Source organism: Kutzneria sp. 744 (assembly GCF_000568255.1).
Taxonomy (GTDB): Bacteria; Actinomycetota; Actinomycetes; order Mycobacteriales; family Pseudonocardiaceae; genus Kutzneria.
Map to the genome: position 1 here is coordinate 7,101,235 of NZ_KK037166.1, position 19,224 is coordinate 7,120,458.

Sequence of the window (19,224 nt, forward strand, 5' to 3'; positions counted from 1 at the left end):
CATGACAAGGACCTTCGCCGAACGAGATCCGGTCAAGCTGGGCGTGATCGGCACCGTCGGGCTGGTCACGGCGATCGTCGGCGCTTTCGTGGTGCCGACGGCGCTCGGCGGAAGGCACTTCGTCGCGGAGTTCGCCGAGGTCGGCGGCCTGGGCAGCGGCGACCCGGTGGTGGTCTCCGGGCTGAAGGTCGGTTCCGTCGACGGCGTCGACCTGGACGGCGATCACGTCGACGTCACCTTCTCCTTGACGGACAAGAACGTTCGGCTCGGCGACGACACCGCCGCTGCGATCAAGGCCGAGACGGCCCTGGGCCGCAAGGAACTCGCGCTGACGCCGGCCGGATCCGGCGAGCTGCAACGGATCCCCCTCAGCCGCACCACCGTGCCCTATGACGTCACGGATGCGCTGTCGGACGTCACGTCCCAGGTGTCGCAGGTGGACACGGCCAAGGTGTCGAGCGCCCTGGACACGGTGTCGGACACCTTCAAGGACACGCCGCCCGAGGTGAAGGCCGTGCTGGACGGCTTGAGTCGGGTCTCTGAGACCGTCGACTCCAGGGACGCAGCGCTGCGGGATCTGTTGCTGCACGCCAACAACTTCAGCGGCGTGCTGGCCCAGCGCAACGACCAGCTGGTCAAGATCCTCACCCAGGGCTCGACGCTGCTGGCCGAGCTCAACCAGCGCGGGGCGGCGATCCGGTCCCTGCTCACCAACTCCGTCGCGGTGTCCGACCAGCTCAGCGGCCTGGTGGCGGACAACAACGCCCAGCTCGACCCGGCCCTCAAGCAGCTCGACGACCTGTTGACCGTGTTGCAGCAGAACCGGGACCACCTCGACCAGGTCCTTGACCGGACCGGGCCGCTGGTCCGGGAGATCGGCGAGGCCGTCGGATCCGGGCCGTTCGTCGACACCCAGGTCGGCAACCTCGTGCCGACCAATCTGGTGCCGCTGCTGCCGGAACTGCTGGCCAGGGGAGGAAAGTGAACCTGCACCGGCTGACCGTCGCCGCCGTGATCGCGGCCCTGCTGGCCTCGACCGTGTACGTCGTGCTGAATCCAGGCGGTCGGCGGACCGCGACCCTGGAGTTCACGCGGGCGGTCAACCTGCACTCCGGGGACGACGTGCGGGTGCTCGGCGTGCGGATCGGCGAGGTGACGTCGGTGCGGCCGGATGGTGATCACGTCGCCGTGGGCATCGGCTACGACCGGCCGGTTCCGGCCGGGGCCAAGGCGGTCATCGTCACGCCGAGCGTGATCAGCGGCCGCTTCGTGCAGCTCACGCCCGCCTACACCGGCGGCCCGGAGCTCGCCGACGGGGCCGTGGTGCCGAAGGACCGCACGGCCGTTCCGGTCGAGTGGGACGACCTGAAGGACCAGCTGACCAGGCTGTCCACGGCGTTGGCGCAGAACGGATCCTTGCCCAAGGCCATCGACACCGCCGCCGCGAACCTCCAGGGCAACGGCGGTTCCATCCGGCAGACGATCACCGATCTCAGCAAGGCGGCGAGCACCCTGGCGGCCGGCAGCAAGGACCTGTTCGGCACGATCAACAACCTTCAGGTGCTGGTCAGTGCCCTCAACGGCGCCGACGAGCAGGTGCGGCGGTTCAGCACGCAGCTGGCGGCGATCGCCAAGCTGGTGGACGACAGCAAGACCCAGCTGTCGGCGGCGCTGACGGCGTTGGACAAGGCCACCGCCGAGGTCGCGGACTTCGTGGCCCACAACGCCGATCGGCTCGGGGCGACCGTGGGCCGGCTGGCCGACGTGACGAAGATCCTCGCCGACGACCGGGCCCAGCTGTCCGAGATCCTGCACCAGGCCCCGACCACGCTCACCGACACGCTGGCCATGTTCGACCCGACGACCAACACCTTGCAGGCGCGGCTGGCGATCAACAACACCCAGGATCTGGCCGGCTTCACGTGCATCACGCTGTTCTCCCTCGGCGGCACGCCCGAGCAGTGCCGCCAGACGCTGGATCCCTTGCTGCACATGCTGAACATGACCACGGTGCCGGTTGCCCTGAACCCGCCGAGCCTGCCGGCCCTGCTGCTGGGCGGCGGCCGATGAGGATCGTGCTGGCAGTGGCCCTGATGCTCGGCCTGACGGCCTGCGGCGGCGACACGTTCGCCGTGCGGGCGGAGTTCGCCAACGTCGCCAACCTGGTGCCGAACGCCGAGGTCAAGGTGGACGACGTCACCGTCGGCCGGGTCAGCGACGTGCGGTTGGACGGCTGGCACGCCAACGTGACCCTGGAGTTGGACAGCGGCGTGCGGCTGCCGGCCAACGCGACCGCCAAGATCGGCCAGAAGAGCCTGCTCGGGGCCGAGTACATCGAGCTGGACCGGCCTTCCGACGCCCAGGGTCAGCTGCGTGGTGGCGACCTCATTCCGTTGACCAGGACCGATCGCTACCCCGAGACCGAGGAGCTGCTGGCCGGCTTGTCGTTGTGGCTGGGCGGCGGCGGGCTGCAGAACCTGCGCACGATCTACACCGAGGTCGACAAGGCCCTCGGCGGCCGCGAGCAGACCACCCGCGACCTCCTGGACAAGCTCCACACCTTCACCACCAGCCTGGATCACCAGAAGGCCGCCATCGTCGCGACCATCGACGCCCTGGACCGGCTCTCGAAACCCCTGGCCGCGCAACGGGATCAGCTGACCCAGGCGATCGATCACGTCACGCCCGGCATCACGCTGCTGAACCAGCAGCGCGCCAACCTCACCGACGCCCTGCGGTCGCTGACGTCGTTCTCGACCGTCGCGACCAGGGTCATCGACCACACGCGGAACGACCTCCAGGCCGACCTCGCCGACCTCAAGCCGATCCTGGGCAACCTCGTCGCGGCCGGCGACGCCTTGCCGAAGTCCTTCGACGTCGCCGGCACGCTGCTGTTTCCGTTGTCCACGTTCAGGAACAGCTTCCGCGGCGACTTCGTCAACGTGTACGCCTCGGTCGACCTGTCCTTGCAGGCGGTCAACCCGCTGCTGGCCCCGTTGGGCGGTCACTGATGTTCAGCCGCCTGGTCCGCGTCCAGCTCGCCGTCTTCACGGCGCTGACGATCTTCGCCCTGTCGGTGATCGCCGTCGACTACCTCGGCCTGACCGGCGGCAAATACACCATCACCGCGGCGTTTTCCGACGCTTCCGGGCTGTACCAGGGCGCCGAGGTGACCTACCTCGGCGTCCAGGTCGGCAAGGTGGCCTCGATGGATCTCGGCGCGGACGGCGTGCGGGTCGCGATGTCGTTGGACGAGCCGGTTCCGGCCGAGTTGCGGGCCGAGATCCACAGCACGTCGGCGATCGGCGAACAGTACGTGGACCTGTCGCCGACCGGAGACACCGCCAAGAAGGCTGTGGACGGCACCACGATTCCCGTCGATCGCACCAAGCCGATGACACCGACGGACGCGCTGCTGTCCAGTGTGGACTCGTTGGCCAAGGCGGTGCCGACCGACCGGCTCCGGACCGTGCTGACCGAGGTGACCACGGCGTTCCAGGGCTCCCACGACGACCTCCGGCAACTGCTCGACCAGGCGTCCCTGCTCGTCCACGACGCCACGGTCGACGCCGGCCCGACCACGACCCTGATCTCCGGGCTCCGGCCGTTCCTCGACACCCAGCACGACCTCGACGGCCAGATCCGTTCCTACACCAGGGATCTCGCCTCGTTCACCGACCAGCTCCGGCTCAGCGACGACGACCTGCGCCGGCTGGTCGACACCGTGCCGGGCTTCGACGATCAGCTGCTGGGCCTGCAGGACCGGCTCAAGCCGACGCTGCCCATGCTGCTGGGCAACATGATCGCCACCGGCCAGGTCGTGCGCACCTATCTGCCGGGTGTCGAGCAGTTCCTCTCCGACTACCCGGCGACGGTCGCGATCATCCAGAACATGCTGCTCCAACACAACGGCGACATCGCCGCCACGCTGCGGCTGAACATCAACGACCCGCCGCCGTGCACCACCGGCTTCCTGCCCAACCCGCAGCGGCGGGATCCCAGCGACACCACGGACATCGCCGCCCCGCACGACCTGTACTGCAAGGTCGCGCCGGCCGATCCACGGGTGGTGCGCGGCGCGCGGAACACACCGTGCCTGAACGCGCCCGGTCAACGCGGCGCTAGCCCCGAGCAGTGCCAAGAACAGGAGCTCACATGGCAGAAGTTGCTCGTGAAGTAGTGCCGTGGCGCAGACGGATCCTCCAGGCCGCAGCCATGGTGCTGGCGGCCGGGCTCGTCGCCGTCGCGACCCTGTTGCTGCTCAAGCTGAACGACGCCAACGCCGACGAGGACAGCCGCCAGTCGGCGTTGCAGGTGGCCCGCCAGGTCGCCGTCGACCTGACCACGGTCAGCAAGGACACCGCGCAGCAGGACGTGAACCGCCTGATGGGCGCGGCCACCGGCTCGTTCAAGGACCAGTTCGCCCAGCAGGCGGACGTGTTCCGCAAGGTCGTGCAGCAGGCTTCCGTGACCTCCAGGGGAACCGTGGCCGAGGCCGGCGTGAGCAGCGTCGACGGCGACACGGTCACCGTGCTGGCCGCGGTCTCCGCCACCGTGCAGAACGCCGACGCGCCCACCGGCGAGCAGCGTCAGTACCGGATGAAGATGCAGCTGCACCACGAGGGAGACCGCTGGCTGGTCTCGGATCTGGAGTTCGTGCCGTGAGACTCGTCAGATGGATCGCCGCGGCGGCGGTCATCGGCCTGGGGGCCTCGACCTTCCTGCTGTACCAGCGGGTCGAGCAGGCGTCCGAAGTGGACTCGGCCCGGCAGTCCGCGATCGAGGCCGCGCGGACCCGGCTCCCGCAGCTGCTGTCGTACGACTTCCATACGCTGGACCGAGACCTGTCCGGCGCCCGGGCCGGCACCACCGGAGCCTTCCGGGACCAGTTCGCCGAGCTGACCACCAAGGTCGTCGCCCCGGCCGCGCAACAGCAGCAGATCGTCACCAAGACCACCGTGGCCGGCACATCCGTGGTCAGCGCCGACGCGGATCGTGTGGTGTTGCTGGTGTTTCTCGACCAGGTCACGCAGACCAAGGCCGACCCGTCGTCACGGATCGACGGCGCCCGGGTGCGGGCTACCCTGCAACGGCAGGACGGTCAATGGCTGGTTTCCGCGTTGACGCCCGTGTGAGCAGCGCGAAAGCCAGCACGGCGGCGACCGCGACGGCGGTCATCACCATGCCCATCGACACCGCCGTGCTGGCCAGCGGCGCGGCCACGCCGCCGATCAGGAACTGCGCGGTGCCCAGCAGCGCCGAGGCGTTGCCGGCCTTGTCCGGGTGATCGTTCATGGCCAGCGCTGTGGCGTTGGGGAACACCACGCCGACGCTGGCCGCCAGCACGAACAACGCCGGCAGCACGCCCGGCAGCCCGAGGCCGGCTAGCACGGAAACCAGCAGCGCCAACGCCGAGACGACCGTGCCGACGAGGCCGGCGGCCAGCAGCGGCCGGGGCGGGAAGCGGCCCAGCAGCCAGCTGTTGAGCTGGCTCGCGCCCATGATCGCCAGCGAGTTCACGCCGAACACCAGGCTGAACAGCGGCGCCGACAGGCCGTAGGTATCCTGGAGCACGAACGAGGAGCCCGAGATGTACGCGAACAGCGCGGCGAAGGCCAGCGCGCAGGACAGGGCGTAACCCAGGAAAACGCGGTCCACCAACAGGGATCCGATGGACAGGCTGCCCCGATGCCGGCGTTCGCGCGGCAGCGACTCCTTCAGGGACAGCGTGGTCATGACCAGCAGGAGCAGTCCGATCACCGACAGGACCACAAAAACGCCGCGCCAGGTCGTCCAGTGCAGGACCACCGCGCCCAGGGCCGGCGCGACCACCGGGCCGAGGCTGTTGACCAGCATCAGCAGCGAGAAGAACTTGGCCAGCTCGCGGCCGTCGAACAGGTCCCGCGCGACGGCCCGGGAGATCACGATGCCGGCCGCGCCGCCCATGCCCTGCACCAGCCGCAGGATCGTCAGCGTCGTCGCCGACGGAGCGAAGATGCACGCGGCCGAGGCGATCAGGTAGATCACCAGCCCGACCAGCAGCGGCCCGCGCCGGCCGAGCCGGTCCGACAGCGGGCCGGCGATCAGCTGGCCCACGGCCAGGCCGATGGTGCACGCGGTCAGCGTCAGCTGGATGTCCGACGGCGACACCGTCAGCTCGCGCGCCATCGCCGGAAAGGCCGGCAGGTACATGTCGATGGACAGCGGCGCGAACGCCGACAGGCTGCCCAGCACGACCGCCAACCAGGCCGTTTTTCCCTTCGTCACAATTGGGGAGGATACGTCCCCCGAATGGGGTAGCGTCCGATCCATGATGGCCGTCACGTCGATGCTGCCCGTCCACTCGGACTCCGTGCTCGATATCTATCAGCTGGGCATCGACGCTGGTCAGGCTACCTTCGCCACCGAAGCGCCGAGTTGGGCGGAGTTCGATTCGGGGCACCTGCCGGCGCATCGGTTCGTGGCTTTGGACGGGGACCAGGTGCTGGGGTGGATCGCCTGTTCGCCGACGTCCAAGCGGGCTGTGTACGCCGGGGTCGTCGAGGAGAGCGTGTACGTCCATCCGGACGCCAGTGGTCGCGGTGTCGGGCGGGCGCTGCTCAACGCCGTGATCGCCAGCACCGAGGCCGCCGGCGTCTGGACGCTGCGAGCCGGGATCTTCCCGGAGAACGCCGCCAGCCTGGGCCTGCACGAGAAGCTGGGGTTCCGGGTGGTCGGCGTCCTGGAGCGGGTCGGGCAGTTCCGCGACGGTCGCTGGCGTGACGTCGTGCTGCTGGAGCGGCGCAGCACGGTCGTCTGACGGTCCCAAGTGGACCATGACATCTGTCGTGGGTGCCGGGGTGTTCGCGGTGCCAGACTCGGTGTCATGCGAGCCAGGGGAATCAACTACGACACCGGTTTCACGCCCGGCGGCAAGCTCAGCCGGACCGTGTTCGAGCCCGAGCAGGTGCGCCGCGAGCTGCGGATGATCGCCGACGAGCTGCACTGCACCGCCGTCCGGATCAGCGGCGCCGATCCCGCGCGGCTGTCCGTCGCCGCCGAGTACGCGGCCGAGGCCGGGCTCGAAGTGTGGTTCGCGCCTTTCCTCTGTGACCTGACGCCGGACGAGATGATGCCCCTGCTCGTGGACTGCGCCGATCGGGCCGAGGCTCTGCGTCTGACCGGGGCCGAGGTCGTGTTGGTCCTCGGCTGCGAGATCAGCTTGTTCGCCAAGGGTTTCCTGCCCGGCGACGACGTGTATGCGCGCATCGAAGGCATCATGAGCGGCAAACCCGAGACGTACGCCGCCTTCGCCACCGCGCCGGCCGCCGTCACCGCCTTCCTCACCAGCGCCGTCGCCGCCGCTCGTGCGCGCTTCGGCGGGCGGATCACCTACGCCTCCGGTCCGTGGGAGGACATCGACTGGTCGCCGTTCGACATCGTGTCCGTGGATGCGTACCGGGACAAGGACAACGCCGCCACCTTCCGTGACGACCTCGCCTCGCGCCTCAAGCACGGCAAGCCCGTCGCCGCCACCGAGTTCGGCTGCTGCACCTACGTCGGCGCCGGCGAGCGCGGCGGCACCGGTTGGATGATCGTCGACGACAAGACCGATCCGCCCTCCATCAACGGCGACTACGTCCGTGACGAGCAGGAGCAGGTCCGCTACCTCCGGGAGCTCCTGCCCGTCTTCGAGGAGGTCGGCCTCGACGCCGCCTTCTGGTTCACCTTCGCCTCCTACAACTCCCCGCACCGCCCCGATCCTCGGCACGATCTCGACATGGCCGCCTACGGCGTTGTCATGGTCACCGACGAGGGCCTCGTGCCCAAGGCCGTCTTCGCCGCCCTGGCCGAGGCCTACGGCTCCTGACTCTTCGGCCTTCGCCGAACCGTTGCCGCACTACCGTTTCCGTATGGATCTGGACCTGCCCGTGCCCCAGCCCGCCCCGTCGATCGCTTGGCTGCGGGCCATGGTCGCCCGCTTCAGCTCCGGTCCCGACCACGCGCGCCGGCGGGCCCTGGTCGTCGCCGAACTAGCCAAGATCGATCCCGACGCCCTGCGCCGACTCGCCGTCTCCACCACCTGCACTCCCGCCGAGGTTTTGGCCCTGGCCATGGGCGTCGAGGCCGGCGACGCCGTGGCCGATGTTGCCCGCGCCTACCACCCCCACACCGTCCCCGACGCCGCCGCCGACCTCGCCGTCGCTCGCCTGGTAGCCGCTTTCGGTGGCGTCACCGACGAGCTCACCGCCGCGCGGATCAGCCTCCTGGTCCAGGCCTGCGATTCCACCACGGCCTTGGTCGCCAACGCCCGCACCCATTCCAGCGTCGAGGAGACCCTGCTGGTCGATCCACCCTTGCGCTCCACCCGGCGCGTCCGTGATGGTGAGGTCGTGATGGTCAGCCTGGACGGCCATCCCTTCGGCGCCGGCACGCACGAATGCCCCGGCCGCGAACACGCGATTGCCTTGGCCGAGGGCATTCTGTCCCGCCCGCGGCGAGCTTGACTTCTTCGCCGGCAGTCCCCGACATTTCAGGTGCCGCAATGCCCTGCCCAGCTCGCGGGCATCTTCCGGCGATCCGCCACAGTGGTGTCCGGCGCATTCGGCCTTACTTCTTCCCCAACAATCCACCCACATCTCCCAACAACCCACCCATCACAGCACCCAGCACATTCGGCGGTGTCGTCGTGGTCGTGGCGGGTGGCGTGGTGGCGGTTGTGCTCGCCGGCGGAGTAGAAGTCCCAGTGGTGGGTGGCGGGGTTGCGGTGGTGACCGGGGCAGCCGCCAGCACAGCGGGGATGGGGGCGACGCCGCCGGAGTAGGTGGTGATCCACTGGAAGACCTCGGCCAGGTAGGCGCCGGAGTGGTTGTAGCTGAGGACGGCATTGACCAGGTCGCCGTTGAGGGCGAGGTCGCGGCGGTCGGCGCAGAGGTAGTCGGCGGCGGAAGCGGTGGCGTCCCAGACGTTCTGGGGGTCGGCGGTGCCGTCGTGGTTCTCGTCGACGCCCCACCGCGCCCAGGTGGAAGGCAAGAACTGCATGGGACCGACGGCGTGGGTGCCGTCGAGGACCTCGGGACCGAAGATGGGCTCGGTGAACGGTGCCCCGCTCGTCGACCTGGCCGCCACGGGCGTGGTTGGACTCGACCTTGCCGATGGCCGCCAGGACCGGCCAACGCAGGTGGCACGACGGGGTACGGCCGGCGGCGTGCTGGTAGGCGGCGAGCAGGACGGCGGGAATGCGGTTGTCGGTGACGGTGGCGACGGGCCTGAAGGCGACGACGTGGTCCGGCCGGACGACCTGGACGTCGGCCCGCTGGTGGGGAACAGGGGCGGGCGTGACGGGGACGACGCGGTCGGGGACGGTGGCGGCGACCGGATGGGCGTCGACTACGGCGAGCGGCGGGGTGGTGCTGGCCACGCAGGTGACGGCCAGCACTCCGGCCAGCGCGGCCAGGCCGGTCGAGGCACGGCGGGACAAGGCGACAACTCCAATCAGGGGGAGAAAAGGACCGTGGCCCGGCGGGACGACGGGCCGGGCCACGGTGGGTCTTCAGACCGCTCAGAACAGGCGGCCGACCGCCTGCGACACGGACTGCAGTGTGCCGAGCGGAGGCACGCCGAGCAGGGTGAACGTCCAGATGTTGTTGAGGGAACTGGTGTCCGGCTGGTCGACGACGGTCACGCCGTCGGCCAGCGCGGGCGAGGCGGCGCCGATGAAGGCGGCGGCCACCAGGATGGTGGTGACGAGAGCCTTGCGCATGAGGGGAATTCCTTTCCTGGTCAGCCGCTGATGAGCTTCAGCAGGCCGTCGACGGGGGCGAGGGCGGTGGTGGGCAGGCCCACCGTGGGACCGAGCAGCGAGCCGACGTCCACACCCGGCAGGGCCCAGATCGGGAGGGTGTCGGCGGAGGCCGAGCCGGCCCCGACCGCGAGCAGTGCGGCGGTCAGCACGCCGATGACAACAGCCTTCATGGAACTTCCTTTCAGCAAACGGAATCGGTGGGTTTGGGGTTGCCCAGCCCGAACAGCGGGCGCAGGGGCACGCCGACATAGGTGCCGACGATGGCGGCGGCGCCCCAGAGCCAGCCGTGCAGGCTGAAGGAGGCGACGCCGGAGAAGTAGGCGCCGATGTTGCAGCCGCCGGCCATGCGGGCGCCGAAACCCATGAGCATGCCGCCGATGACCGCGCCGACGGCCATCTTCCACGGCACGGCACGGTGCAGGACAAAGGCTCCGGCCAGGGCCGAGGCGATCAGGGCCCCGAGCATGATGCCGAAGTCCATCACCGACACGCGGTCGGCCAGCACGGAGGCGTGCAGCGCGGCGGCGTTCTTCGGCACCGTCCAATAGGGAGTGTTGGAGATGTCGATCCCCATCCAACCAAGGAACTTCGCTCCCCACAAGGCGAAGGCGGCGGTGATTCCCCACGGACTCCCCGACACGAGCAGCGTCACGGCGTTCAGCACCGCGAGCAGGATCGCGCCCACCCAGAGCGGCCACGCGCCCCGCAGCACCCGCGTCCAGCCCCGGGCCACGGGGGCCGGCTCGATCGGCGGCGGGTTGCGACGCCGTTGCAGCAGAAGGGATCCGCCGGCGATCGCGCCGATGATCAGGAACGAGAACAGCACGCCGCCGCCGTAGCCCAGCGGCGTCTCGGCCAGCGACACCGTCGGGCCGAGCGACTGGAGGTACCCGATCCAGTTGGCGGCGAAGGCGCTGCCGATCGAGCCGAGGATGAAGCCGCCCAACGTGTACAGGATCGCCGTCTGTCCACTGCCGACGGCGAAGAGCGTGCCCGACGCGCAGGAGCCGCCGATCTGCATGCCGATGCCGAAGATGAACGCCCCCAGCGCGACGCCGATGCTCGCCGGCAGGATGATTCCCTTGGGAGCGCCGGAAAGCCCGATGCCGGATTGCAGGATCAACGCGAACAGCGCCACCGCGACGGCCAACATCAGCATGTGGGCCCGGATCGCCGCGCCCTGCCCCACCGCGACGATCTGCCGCCACGCCGAGGTGAAACCGAAGCGGGAGTGGAACAACACCAGTCCCAGCGCCAGCCCCACCACGTACAGCAGGGCCAGCTTCCAGCCTGCCGCGTGATAGACGGCAAAGCCCAGTATCGCGGCCAGGGCCGTGCCGACGACGATCACGCCGGATCTGGCCGACGGCGCCTCGACCGCGAGCACGGGCAGTCGCTCATTGGCGACGGACATCTTCCCTCCTAAGATCATGACAGCGGCCCCGAGATCGGGACGATGGTGCCGTTGGGAACCCACTGGCCGGGGTAGGCCATCTCCATGCCGTCCATGGTGTTGTCCATGGGCATGGCGTCGACCTGGGCCGACGCGTACAGCCGCACCGACGGATCCGACCGCTGGCCCTGGGCGGCCAGCCACTCGTCCAGGCCGCCGATCGAACCGGTCTCGCCGGGGAAGGCGTTGGCCAGTGCGACGGTGTAGGCCAGGGTCTGTGGATCCCGGGGGTCGAAGCGCAGCGGGATCGCCGAGCTGACAACGGATTTGAGCAGGGGGGCGGTCAGCAGCCACGGCGCGAGGTAGATGCCGTTGATGAAGGTTGGTTTCCTGGTCTGCTCCACCGCGACCTTGGACAGTTCATCCGCCGCCGTCGACCAGCCGGAGACGACCACGAGGGCGCTGTTGGGCTGCTCGGTGTCGAACACGGGGATGCCGGCCGCGCGGACGGCGGCAGCGGCGGCCTTGGACCGGGCGGAGTCGTCGCCGACGACGGTGATCGCCGAGATCTTGCGGGCGGCCAAGAAGTCCACAAGCTTGTGGACAGCTTCGGCATCGCCTGTGGACAACGCGTCGCTGGGGCAGGACGTCAGCGCGACCCGGCTCCCGCCGATGAGCCCGCCCAACGCGGCGTTCGCGCACTCGGGGTCGACGGTCCGTGCGGTCCCCGAGCCGGTGTCCACCGACAGCGTGGATTCCTTGCCGCCAGAGGAGAGCTGAAGCGTGCTACGCCCCGGCGGCAGGTCGATGTCCGCCCACGCCCCGTTCATTCCGGGCCGGGCCACCGCGCGGACGCCGTTGACCACGGCCTCGCCCGGCAGGTGGACGAGGTTGTGGCCGGGCCGTTGCGGGACAACCAGAACCGGTGCACCGGACGCCGTTCCCAGCAGAGGAACGCCCGGAGTCGGGAGATCCGCCGGCCGCGGGATGGCGCCGAGGGCCGCCCAAGCCAGGTAGGCGACGACCACCAAGAGGGCGCCGACGGGGTAGAGACGCTGGACCGGCAACGTGATCGTCAACGCGGTGACGACGATCGGCAACAGGGCCACGGCCAGCAGCGCCAGCCCGAAGCCGGTGTCGTAGAGCCGGCGGTCGAAGCCGACGCCGGACACAGCGATCTGAAGAACGCCGGCCAGCGCCAATACGACGGCCAAGGTCAAGGCCAGCGGGCGAAGGCGGCCGGTGGACGGGGTCACGAGCGTCAGCCCGAGCCAAGCCACCACGCCGACGGTGTAGCCGGTGTCGGCGAGGAACTCGATCCCCATGTGGCTCAAGGAGATCTCGGAGATCAGCACCACCAGCAGACCGAAGCCGAGGTATGCCGACGGCGAGCGCCAGCGCAGCGTGGCCGGCACCGCAACGGCCAGCAGCAGCTGACCGACGGCAAAGGCCGGATGGGCGTCCAACCACAGCAAGGAGATCACGTCGGCCACGGCCGTGACGGCACCGGCGATCCACGCGATGACGAAGGTGCTGCGCGGCAACGAAACCACGGTTGGGCGCAGCAGTCCGATTCCGGCGACGGCAGCCGTCGCCAACAACAGCACGATCCTGAGCAGCAGTACGGCAGGGGGCACACCGGTGACGGATGCGTCCATGCCCATGTCGGTCATGTTCAAGGCAGTCCCGCTTAGGTAGGAGCGGGTGGCGCCGCGGTCGGGGCGGCGCCACCCGCTCGCCGTTACTTCACGTCCGCGTCAGCGACGACGAACAGCTCCGAGTGCGGCTTCGCGTTGCCGAAGTCGCCGTGCGGCCAGGACTTCCGGTTGAAGTTGATGCCGACCTGCCCCGTGTACTCGTCACGGAAGGCGGTGTCGACGGTCAGCTTGCCGTCCGGGCCGAGGTTCACCATGTTGACTTTGTGGTCGCCGTCGATGCCGGACCGCGCCACGAAGTAGTCCGACACCGCGACCCGTGCCGGGTTGTCGGTCTCGTGGTAGTAGCCGTCCGAGCCGACGGTGAAGTTGTCGTAGGCGCCCCAGTGCGGCCCCTGGCCCGGCGTGCCCGGGTTGATCGCCGCCGCGCCGACCAGTGTCGGGCAGTCCGCGCCGCCGCCGGTCTGCGCCTTGACAATCGTGTCGATGTTGCAGGTGTAGCCCGTGCCGTCGGACAGCAGCTTGCGAATGTCCAATGTGTACACGCCGCCGATGGTTCCGGGGTCGTCGGCCGACAGCGTGCCCTTGGGACGGCCGATCACCGCGTGGTACAGGTAGTGGTCGTCCGGGCTGACCTGCACCCAACCGCCGTTGGTGCCGCCGCCGTTGGCCTCGGTCGCGTTGGGATTGAACGCTTTCGTGGCCGTGCCGTCGTCGAACACCTCACGCCAGTGCGGCTCCGCCGCGGTGATGTCCGGCGTGTAGAAGATCGCGCCGCCCTGCATGGTCTGGGCGAACGCGCCCTTGTGCCCCGGCTGGTTGGTCACGGTGTTCTCCATGGCCGCCCGGCTTTCGGCGTGCAGCGGGTCCGCGGGGTTGGCCCGGGGACCGTCCGGCAGGTAGCTGACCGCGCGCAGCCTGGGGTTGTTGCGGTCGGAGATGTCCCAGGTCCGGATGGTCGGCCGGCGCAGGTACGGCGTCGGCTGCTTGACCGGGTCCAGGATGATGTTGCGCGGCTCGGCGTAGTCGCTGGTGATCATCGTGTTCAGGTCCTCGCGGGCCTGGATGCCGTGCGGGTTGGCACAGGTGGCGCTGCCCAGCTGTGGCAGGTTGTCGCACAGCTTGGAGTCGTCGCCCTGCGGGGTCGCCGCCGGGGACTGAGACAGCACCTTGCCGCTCTGGTCGAAGTGCACGACCTCGCCCGGGCTGCCGGCGAAACCGTTGCCGATCACCGACGAGCCATCGCCGTACAGGTACGGCCCGGGCACCACGGGGCCGCCCATGTAGGTGCCGTAGGCGGTGCCGTCCTTGAGCGTCCAGTACGCGTCCGGCACCGAGCCGCCGAGCGTCTGGCTGGGCAGGCTGATGCCCTTGAGCTTGAGCTGCGGCAACGAGGACACATCGAACGCGTAGGTGGCCGCCGCGAACAGCGCGCCCGCGTAGATGGTGTCGCCCTTGTGCCACACGTACTGCATGTGGTGCGGCTCGTTCTCCACCAGCGGGCCGACGGTCGCGGTGTTGACGACCTTGCCGTATTCCGGCGAGCCCTTGGTGGCGTCGATGACGGCGAGGAAGTCCGGTCCCGGCAACGCGTTGCGCACCTTGGTCAGCCCGCCGCCGAGCGTGCCCGGCAGGTTCTTGATGTCCGGCACGACGGTGTCGGCGATGTTCTCGTCGCCGGCCCAGACCAACAGCCATTCCTTGCGGCTGGCGGACTTCGCGGCGTACTGCGGCACCAGGTGGTTGGTGACGGAGTAGTCCTTGCCGTCCGAGCCGGTCACGTGCTCGGTGCTGACCTGCACGTCGGCGTACGCGGACGTGCCCGCGGCCGGGAAGAACGTGGCGGCGGCGGCGACAACCGCGGCCGCCCCGACGATCCTCGCCCGCCGCCGGCCAGGCGGATGAACAGACATGTGTGCTCCCGATTCGTGAAAGAGAAAATGCGCGCGACTGACCGACCGGACACCATGCCGGTGTTCGGGCAAGCGCTTTCAGCGGCTACCGAACATGTCGGTCACCGACGAATATGAGTTGGCCTCAGCGGCCGAGACAGAGGTCGCTGGCCTGCCTCTGCAGGTCGACGTGCCGGCGAATGGTCAGATAGACCCCGCGCATCATGCGCAAGATGATGGTGCTTTCGGAGTAACTTGTCAATGAGTTCCCCAAGGGCGGGAAATGCCCCCAATTGGGTGAGCGCTATTGACGTGTCGGTGACCGACAAAATGCCGCCTCGTCACCGGCGGCCGTTTTGTTAGTGGACCGGGTCAGCCGAGGAAACGGCCGACCGCGACGAAGGCGGCCAACAGTAGCAGAATTCCGTTGGCGGGCAACGGTTGCCGCTCGTCGCGCCTGAGGTGGACTCGGATCGCGCCGATCTGCACGACAACCAGCCCGACGGCGGCGATCGGCGTCAGGATCAGGGCGATTCCGGTCGGCTCCGGGAGGACCAGGCCGAGTGCGCCCAGTATCTCGACCGCCCCGACGGCCTTCACGCCGGCATCCGAGGTGTCCTTCATCCAGTCGAACCGGCCGGACGCCGCCAGCTGCTCGCGCGGCCGCACCACCTTGATGCCGCCGGCGGCCAGGTAGACCAATGCCAGTAGAACCTGTACGACCCACAGTGCGATGTTCACGGAATTCTCCAATCCTTACCTCTTGTGTGTAGCCTCATGGTGTGTCTGTATGGGCGGCGCTACAAAAGGCACATCGATGTATGTGTCCAGGAAGGGCGGCTCGGCCATGGCGCAGGTCACACGCAAGGGCGACTTCACGCCGCCGATCAAGCACGGCGGCGCCGTCCGCGAGGTGCTCGACCGGATCGGCGACAAGTGGAGCCTGCTGGTCGTCGGCACGCTGCGGGACGGTCCGATGCGCTTCGGCGAGCTGGAGAAGGCGATCGCCGGTATCTCCCAGCGCATGCTCACGCTGACGTTGAAGCATCTCGTCGAGGACGGCCTGATCGCCCGCACCGCCTACGCCGAGGTGCCGCCGCGCGTCGAGTACGAGGTGACCGAGCTGGGCAAGACGTTGGTGCCGCTGGTGATCGCGCTCGCCGAGTGGGCGATGGCCAATCGCGAGCAGATCAACGCCAACCGCAGCTCCTACAGGTAACCGCGGATCCGGTCCCGGAGTGCCTTGCGTCGCAACGCCTCCGTGGCGGCAAGGACCACTTCGGACAGTGGGTGCGGCAGCTCAGCGTCCAGCTCGCGCCCGGCGGCCTCGGTGGCCTCCCAGGCCTGTTCGAGCTTGGGCAGCAGTGTGCGGGCCTGCGGCGTCAGGTCGACAATCCGTTGGCGCGCATCGGTTCCCGGCGACAGGGAGACGAGCCCCTTGCGCTCCATGGCAGCGACGGTCTGGCTGGCAGCGGAGTGGGTGACCTCGACGACCTCGGCCAGCGAGCGGATGGAGCTGGGCCCCAGTGCGGCGAGGGTGCGCAGGAACGGGGCGTAGCGCGGGCGGAAGCCGGTGAGCCCGAGCTCCTCCTCGACGACGGCCACGTCGCCGTCCAACAGCTCGAGTAGGTGGCGCAGTCGTGTGCCCAGTCCCGGTCCCGTCACCGCGGCAATATAACAGTGCTAATGTAACAGCACTGTTGCATCAAGGGGGACCCATGCGCGACATCTACCCGGAGATCGAGCCCTACGACCACGGCCTGCTCGACGTCGGCGACGGCAACCTCGTCTACTGGGAGACCTGCGGCAACCCGGCCGGCAAGCCGGTGCTGTCGGTGCACGGCGGCCCCGGCAGCGGCTGCGGCCCGGGCTCGCGCCGGTACTTCGACCCAGAGCGCTACCGGATCGTGCTGTTCGACCAGCGAAACTGCGGCCGCAGCCGGCCCAGCGCCGCCGACCCGGCGGTAGACCTGTCGGTCAACACCACCAGCCATCTCATTGCCGATATGGAATTGCTGCGCAGGCACCTCGGCATCGACCGCTGGATGCTGTTCGGCGGCTCCTGGGGCTGCGTGCTCAGCCTCGTCTACGCCGAGCGGCACCCCGACCGCGTGACCGAGCTCGTGCAGATGGGCCTGGCCACCGGCCGTAAGGACGACGTCGACCTGCTGACTCGTGGCCTCGGCGGCATCTTCCCGCAGGCGTACGAGAAGTTCGTGGCGCTGCTGCCCGAGGACGAGCGCGACAACGCCCCGGCCGGCTACTCGAAGTTGCTCAACGATCCCGACCCCGCGGTCCGGGACCGGGCCATGCGGGCGTGGTGCGACTGGGAGGACGCGATGCTGCCCTACGCCCCGGCCCGCGCCATGTACGAGCAGGACGAGAAGTTCGCCTACGCCTTCACCCGGCTGGTCACGCACTACTGGAGCCAGGACCACTTCATCGACCCGGACGAGGTGCTGGCCAACGCCCACCGGCTGGCCGACATCCCGACCGTCTTCGTCCAGGGCGTCCTGGACCTCGGCAACCTCGTCGGCACGCCCTGGCTGCTGGCCCAGGCACTGCCGCACGCCGAGCTCGTGATGGTGCCCAACGAGGGCCACAGCGTGAGGTCGGAGGGCATGCGCGACGCCCTGGTCACGGCCACCGACAAGTTCGCGGAAAAAACTTCTGGCAGGGTGTCGATCGAGCCGACGGCCGATCGACGCGTAGGTGAGAAGGCACCCTGAACATGAGGAGACAGCGATGCGTTTCATGGTGATCGTCAAGGCCACCGAGTCGAGCGAGGCCGGCGTGCTGCCCACGCCCGACGAGTTCGAGGCCATGGGCAAGTTCAACGAGGAGCTGGTCGACGCCGGCGTGCTGCTGGGCGCCGACGGCCTGCAGTCCAGCGCCAAGGGCGCCCGGATCTACTTCGACGGCGACAAGAAGACGGTGGTGGACGGGCCGTTCACCGAGGCCAAGGAGCTGATCGCCGGCTACTGGCTGATCGAGGCCAAGTCGCTGGCCGAGTGCGTCGAGCGGTTCAAGCGCTGCCCCAACCCGGCCCCCGGCGTGCAGACCAACATCGAGATCCGCCAGGTCTTCACGGCCGAGGACTTCGGCGAGAACTTCACCCCGGAGCGCCAGGCGGCGGTCGAGGCCCTGCGGGAGCGCGCCGCGGCCCAGCACGACAACTGACGGATTCGCTTGCGGTCGACACGCGCGGTGGGGTAGACGGGGTTTGTGCCCACGGATACCCACCGCGCGATCGACGCTGTCTGGCGGATCGAGGCGCCCCGGCTGATCGCCGGCCTGACCAGGCTCGTCCGTGATATCGGCACGGCCGAGGAGCTGGCCCAGGACGCGCTGGTGGCGGCCCTGGAGCAGTGGCCCAACGAGGGCGTGCCGAAGAATCCGGGCGCCTGGCTGATGACCACGGCCAAGCGCCGGGCGATCGACCAGATCCGTCGCAACGAGACTTATCGGCGCAAGGTCGAGGAGGTCGGCCGCGACCTGGAGGAGTCGACCCCGGACATCGGTGCCATCGTCGCCGAGGACGACGGCATCGGCGACGACCTGCTGCGGCTGGTTTTTGTGTCCTGCCACCCCGTGCTGTCCACCGAGGCCCGCGCCGCCCTGACGCTGCGGCTGCTCGGTGGCCTCACCACGGACGAGATCGCCCGGGCCTTCCTGGTGCCGGAATCGACTGTGGCGCAACGGATCGTGCGGGCGAAGAAGACCTTGGCCAAGGCCGATGTGCCCTTCGAGGTGCCGCAGGGCGAGGAGCTGGCGGCCCGGCTGTCCTCCGTGCTCGAAGTCGTCTACCTGATCTTCAACGAGGGCTATTCGGCTACCGCCGGCGACGACTGGATGCGGCCCGGGTTGTGTGAGGATGCGTTGCGGCTAGGGCGAATCCTGGCCCGGCTGGCCCCGCGCGAGCCCGAGGTGCACGGCCTGGTGGCGCTGATGGAGATCCAGGCCTCCCGCGCCGCCGCCCGCACCGGGCCCGGCGGCGAGCCCATCCTGCTGGCCGACCAGAACCGGGGTCGCTGGGACCAGCTGCTGATCCGCCGTGGGCTGGCCGCGTTGGAACAGGCCGATGCCCTCATCGACGACAAGCCTGGCGCCTACGTGCTCCAGGCCGCCATCGCCGCGTGCCACGCCCAGGCCCGGCGTTTCGAGGACACCGACTGGGAACGCATCGCCTGGCTGTACGAGCGGCTGGCCGAGGCCATGCCCTCGCCCGTGGTCGAGCTGAACCGGGCCGTGGCGCTGTCCATGGCCTTCGGGCCCGGGACCGGCCTCGCGCTGCTGGACCAGCTGATGGAGATCCCGGCGATGCAGAACTACCACCTGCTGCCCAGCGTGCGCGGCGACTTCCTGGCCAAGCTCGGTCGTCTGCCCGAGGCCCGCGCCGAGTTCGAGCGGGCCGCCTCCCTCACCCGCAACGAACGCGAACGCACCCTGCTGCTGGACCGCGCCGCCGCCTGCGGCTAACCCCCCAAGATCAAGGGACCA

At 69.3% G+C, this 19,224-nt stretch carries 22 protein-coding genes; 13 read left to right on the forward strand and 9 right to left on the reverse strand.

Translation table 11 applies throughout. From position 1 onward, the window contains the following. Position 1 precedes the first annotated feature (1 nt). Genes KUTG_RS32600 through KUTG_RS32625 form a run of 6 tightly spaced genes read left to right on the forward strand, consistent with a single transcriptional unit; the run spans position 2 to position 5,135 of the window. Positions 2 to 985, forward strand: coding sequence for an MCE family protein (locus KUTG_RS32600; protein ID WP_043722248.1), 984 nt, complete (start codon positions 2 to 4; stop codon positions 983 to 985). Beyond that, positions 982 to 2,070, forward strand: coding sequence for an MCE family protein (locus KUTG_RS32605; protein WP_052395669.1), 1,089 nt, complete (start codon positions 982 to 984; stop codon positions 2,068 to 2,070). The genes KUTG_RS32600 and KUTG_RS32605 overlap by 4 nt, the downstream gene beginning before the upstream one ends. After that, positions 2,067 to 3,011, forward strand: a complete 945-nt coding sequence (locus KUTG_RS32610) for an MCE family protein (RefSeq protein WP_052395670.1) — start codon at positions 2,067 to 2,069, stop codon at positions 3,009 to 3,011. Before KUTG_RS32605 ends, KUTG_RS32610 begins: the two co-directional genes overlap by 4 nt. Further along, positions 3,011 to 4,180, forward strand: a complete 1,170-nt coding sequence (locus tag KUTG_RS32615) for an MCE family protein (RefSeq protein WP_052395671.1) — start codon at positions 3,011 to 3,013, stop codon at positions 4,178 to 4,180. Before KUTG_RS32610 ends, KUTG_RS32615 begins: the two co-directional genes overlap by 1 nt. Continuing rightward, positions 4,156 to 4,665 carry a hypothetical protein gene (locus tag KUTG_RS32620; protein WP_157494907.1) on the forward strand — a complete coding sequence of 170 codons (510 nt, stop codon included), beginning with the start codon at positions 4,156 to 4,158 and terminating at the stop codon, positions 4,663 to 4,665. The genes KUTG_RS32615 and KUTG_RS32620 overlap by 25 nt, the downstream gene beginning before the upstream one ends. Continuing rightward, positions 4,662 to 5,135, forward strand: a complete 474-nt coding sequence (locus tag KUTG_RS32625; protein ID WP_043722250.1) for a hypothetical protein — start codon at positions 4,662 to 4,664, stop codon at positions 5,133 to 5,135. Before KUTG_RS32620 ends, KUTG_RS32625 begins: the two co-directional genes overlap by 4 nt. Here the strand turns inward: KUTG_RS32625 and KUTG_RS32630 are convergent. Continuing rightward, positions 5,080 to 6,267, reverse strand: coding sequence for a multidrug effflux MFS transporter (locus KUTG_RS32630; protein WP_232241085.1), 1,188 nt, complete (start codon positions 6,265 to 6,267; stop codon positions 5,080 to 5,082). The genes KUTG_RS32625 and KUTG_RS32630 overlap by 56 nt on opposite strands. Before the next feature lie 43 nt (positions 6,268 to 6,310). On the opposite strand from KUTG_RS32630, the gene KUTG_RS32635 reads away from it, so the two are divergent. The 3 genes from KUTG_RS32635 to KUTG_RS32645 all read left to right on the forward strand — a co-directional run bounded on the left by KUTG_RS32635 (position 6,311) and on the right by KUTG_RS32645 (position 8,486). Then, complete coding sequence (locus KUTG_RS32635; protein ID WP_043722251.1) at positions 6,311 to 6,799, forward strand: GNAT family N-acetyltransferase; 489 nt, start codon at positions 6,311 to 6,313, stop codon at positions 6,797 to 6,799. Positions 6,800 to 6,865: 66 nt separating this feature from the next. After that, the gene (locus KUTG_RS32640) at positions 6,866 to 7,849 is read left to right on the forward strand and encodes a hypothetical protein (RefSeq protein WP_043722254.1); all 984 of its coding nucleotides are present in this window, start codon (positions 6,866 to 6,868) and stop codon (positions 7,847 to 7,849) included. A 43-nt stretch (positions 7,850 to 7,892) separates the two neighbouring features. Beyond that, positions 7,893 to 8,486: a cytochrome P450 family protein gene (locus KUTG_RS32645; RefSeq protein WP_043722256.1), complete on the forward strand. Its 594-nt coding sequence runs from the start codon at positions 7,893 to 7,895 to the stop codon at positions 8,484 to 8,486. A gap of 103 nt (positions 8,487 to 8,589) precedes the next feature. On the opposite strand, the gene KUTG_RS61895 is transcribed toward KUTG_RS32645, so the two are convergent. The 7 genes from KUTG_RS61895 to KUTG_RS32680 all read right to left on the reverse strand — a co-directional run bounded on the left by KUTG_RS61895 (position 8,590) and on the right by KUTG_RS32680 (position 15,465). Further along, positions 8,590 to 9,108 carry a lytic transglycosylase domain-containing protein gene (locus KUTG_RS61895; protein WP_052395673.1) on the reverse strand — a complete coding sequence of 173 codons (519 nt, stop codon included), beginning with the start codon at positions 9,106 to 9,108 and terminating at the stop codon, positions 8,590 to 8,592. Between the two features lie 433 nt (positions 9,109 to 9,541). Further along, positions 9,542 to 9,742 carry a hypothetical protein gene (locus KUTG_RS32655; RefSeq protein ID WP_043722258.1) on the reverse strand — a complete coding sequence of 67 codons (201 nt, stop codon included), beginning with the start codon at positions 9,740 to 9,742 and terminating at the stop codon, positions 9,542 to 9,544. A 20-nt stretch (positions 9,743 to 9,762) separates the two neighbouring features. Beyond that, positions 9,763 to 9,954, reverse strand: coding sequence for a hypothetical protein (locus tag KUTG_RS32660; RefSeq protein WP_043722261.1), 192 nt, complete (start codon positions 9,952 to 9,954; stop codon positions 9,763 to 9,765). A gap of 11 nt (positions 9,955 to 9,965) precedes the next feature. Further along, positions 9,966 to 11,198, reverse strand: coding sequence for a YeeE/YedE family protein (locus KUTG_RS32665; RefSeq protein ID WP_043722263.1), 1,233 nt, complete (start codon positions 11,196 to 11,198; stop codon positions 9,966 to 9,968). Between the two features lie 14 nt (positions 11,199 to 11,212). Further along, positions 11,213 to 12,841, reverse strand: a complete 1,629-nt coding sequence (locus KUTG_RS32670) for a hypothetical protein (protein ID WP_052395674.1) — start codon at positions 12,839 to 12,841, stop codon at positions 11,213 to 11,215. 77 nt (positions 12,842 to 12,918) lie between these two features. Further along, complete coding sequence (locus tag KUTG_RS32675; RefSeq protein WP_052395675.1) at positions 12,919 to 14,745, reverse strand: hypothetical protein; 1,827 nt, start codon at positions 14,743 to 14,745, stop codon at positions 12,919 to 12,921. 351 nt (positions 14,746 to 15,096) lie between these two features. Then, positions 15,097 to 15,465, reverse strand: coding sequence for a DoxX family protein (locus KUTG_RS32680; protein WP_043722264.1), 369 nt, complete (start codon positions 15,463 to 15,465; stop codon positions 15,097 to 15,099). A 76-nt stretch (positions 15,466 to 15,541) separates the two neighbouring features. Here KUTG_RS32680 and KUTG_RS32685 point away from each other — a divergent pair, with 76 nt between their 5' ends. Then, complete coding sequence (locus KUTG_RS32685) at positions 15,542 to 15,943, forward strand: winged helix-turn-helix transcriptional regulator (RefSeq protein ID WP_369794539.1); 402 nt, start codon at positions 15,542 to 15,544, stop codon at positions 15,941 to 15,943. On the opposite strand, the gene KUTG_RS32690 is transcribed toward KUTG_RS32685, so the two are convergent. Further along, positions 15,934 to 16,389: a MarR family winged helix-turn-helix transcriptional regulator gene (locus KUTG_RS32690; RefSeq protein ID WP_232241089.1), complete on the reverse strand. Its 456-nt coding sequence runs from the start codon at positions 16,387 to 16,389 to the stop codon at positions 15,934 to 15,936. The genes KUTG_RS32685 and KUTG_RS32690 overlap by 10 nt on opposite strands. Before the next feature lie 53 nt (positions 16,390 to 16,442). On the opposite strand from KUTG_RS32690, the gene pip reads away from it, so the two are divergent. Genes pip through KUTG_RS32705 form a run of 3 tightly spaced genes read left to right on the forward strand, consistent with a single transcriptional unit; the run spans position 16,443 to position 19,203 of the window. After that, on the forward strand, positions 16,443 to 17,453 hold the full coding sequence (pip, locus tag KUTG_RS32695) for a prolyl aminopeptidase (RefSeq protein ID WP_052395676.1): 1,011 nt from the start codon (positions 16,443 to 16,445) through the stop codon (positions 17,451 to 17,453). Between the two features lie 16 nt (positions 17,454 to 17,469). Beyond that, positions 17,470 to 17,904: a YciI family protein gene (locus tag KUTG_RS32700; protein WP_043722268.1), complete on the forward strand. Its 435-nt coding sequence runs from the start codon at positions 17,470 to 17,472 to the stop codon at positions 17,902 to 17,904. A 45-nt stretch (positions 17,905 to 17,949) separates the two neighbouring features. Next, entirely contained in the window at positions 17,950 to 19,203 is a 1,254-nt protein-coding gene (locus tag KUTG_RS32705; RefSeq protein WP_043722269.1) for an RNA polymerase sigma factor, read from the forward strand. The last annotated feature ends 21 nt before the right edge of the window (positions 19,204 to 19,224 follow it).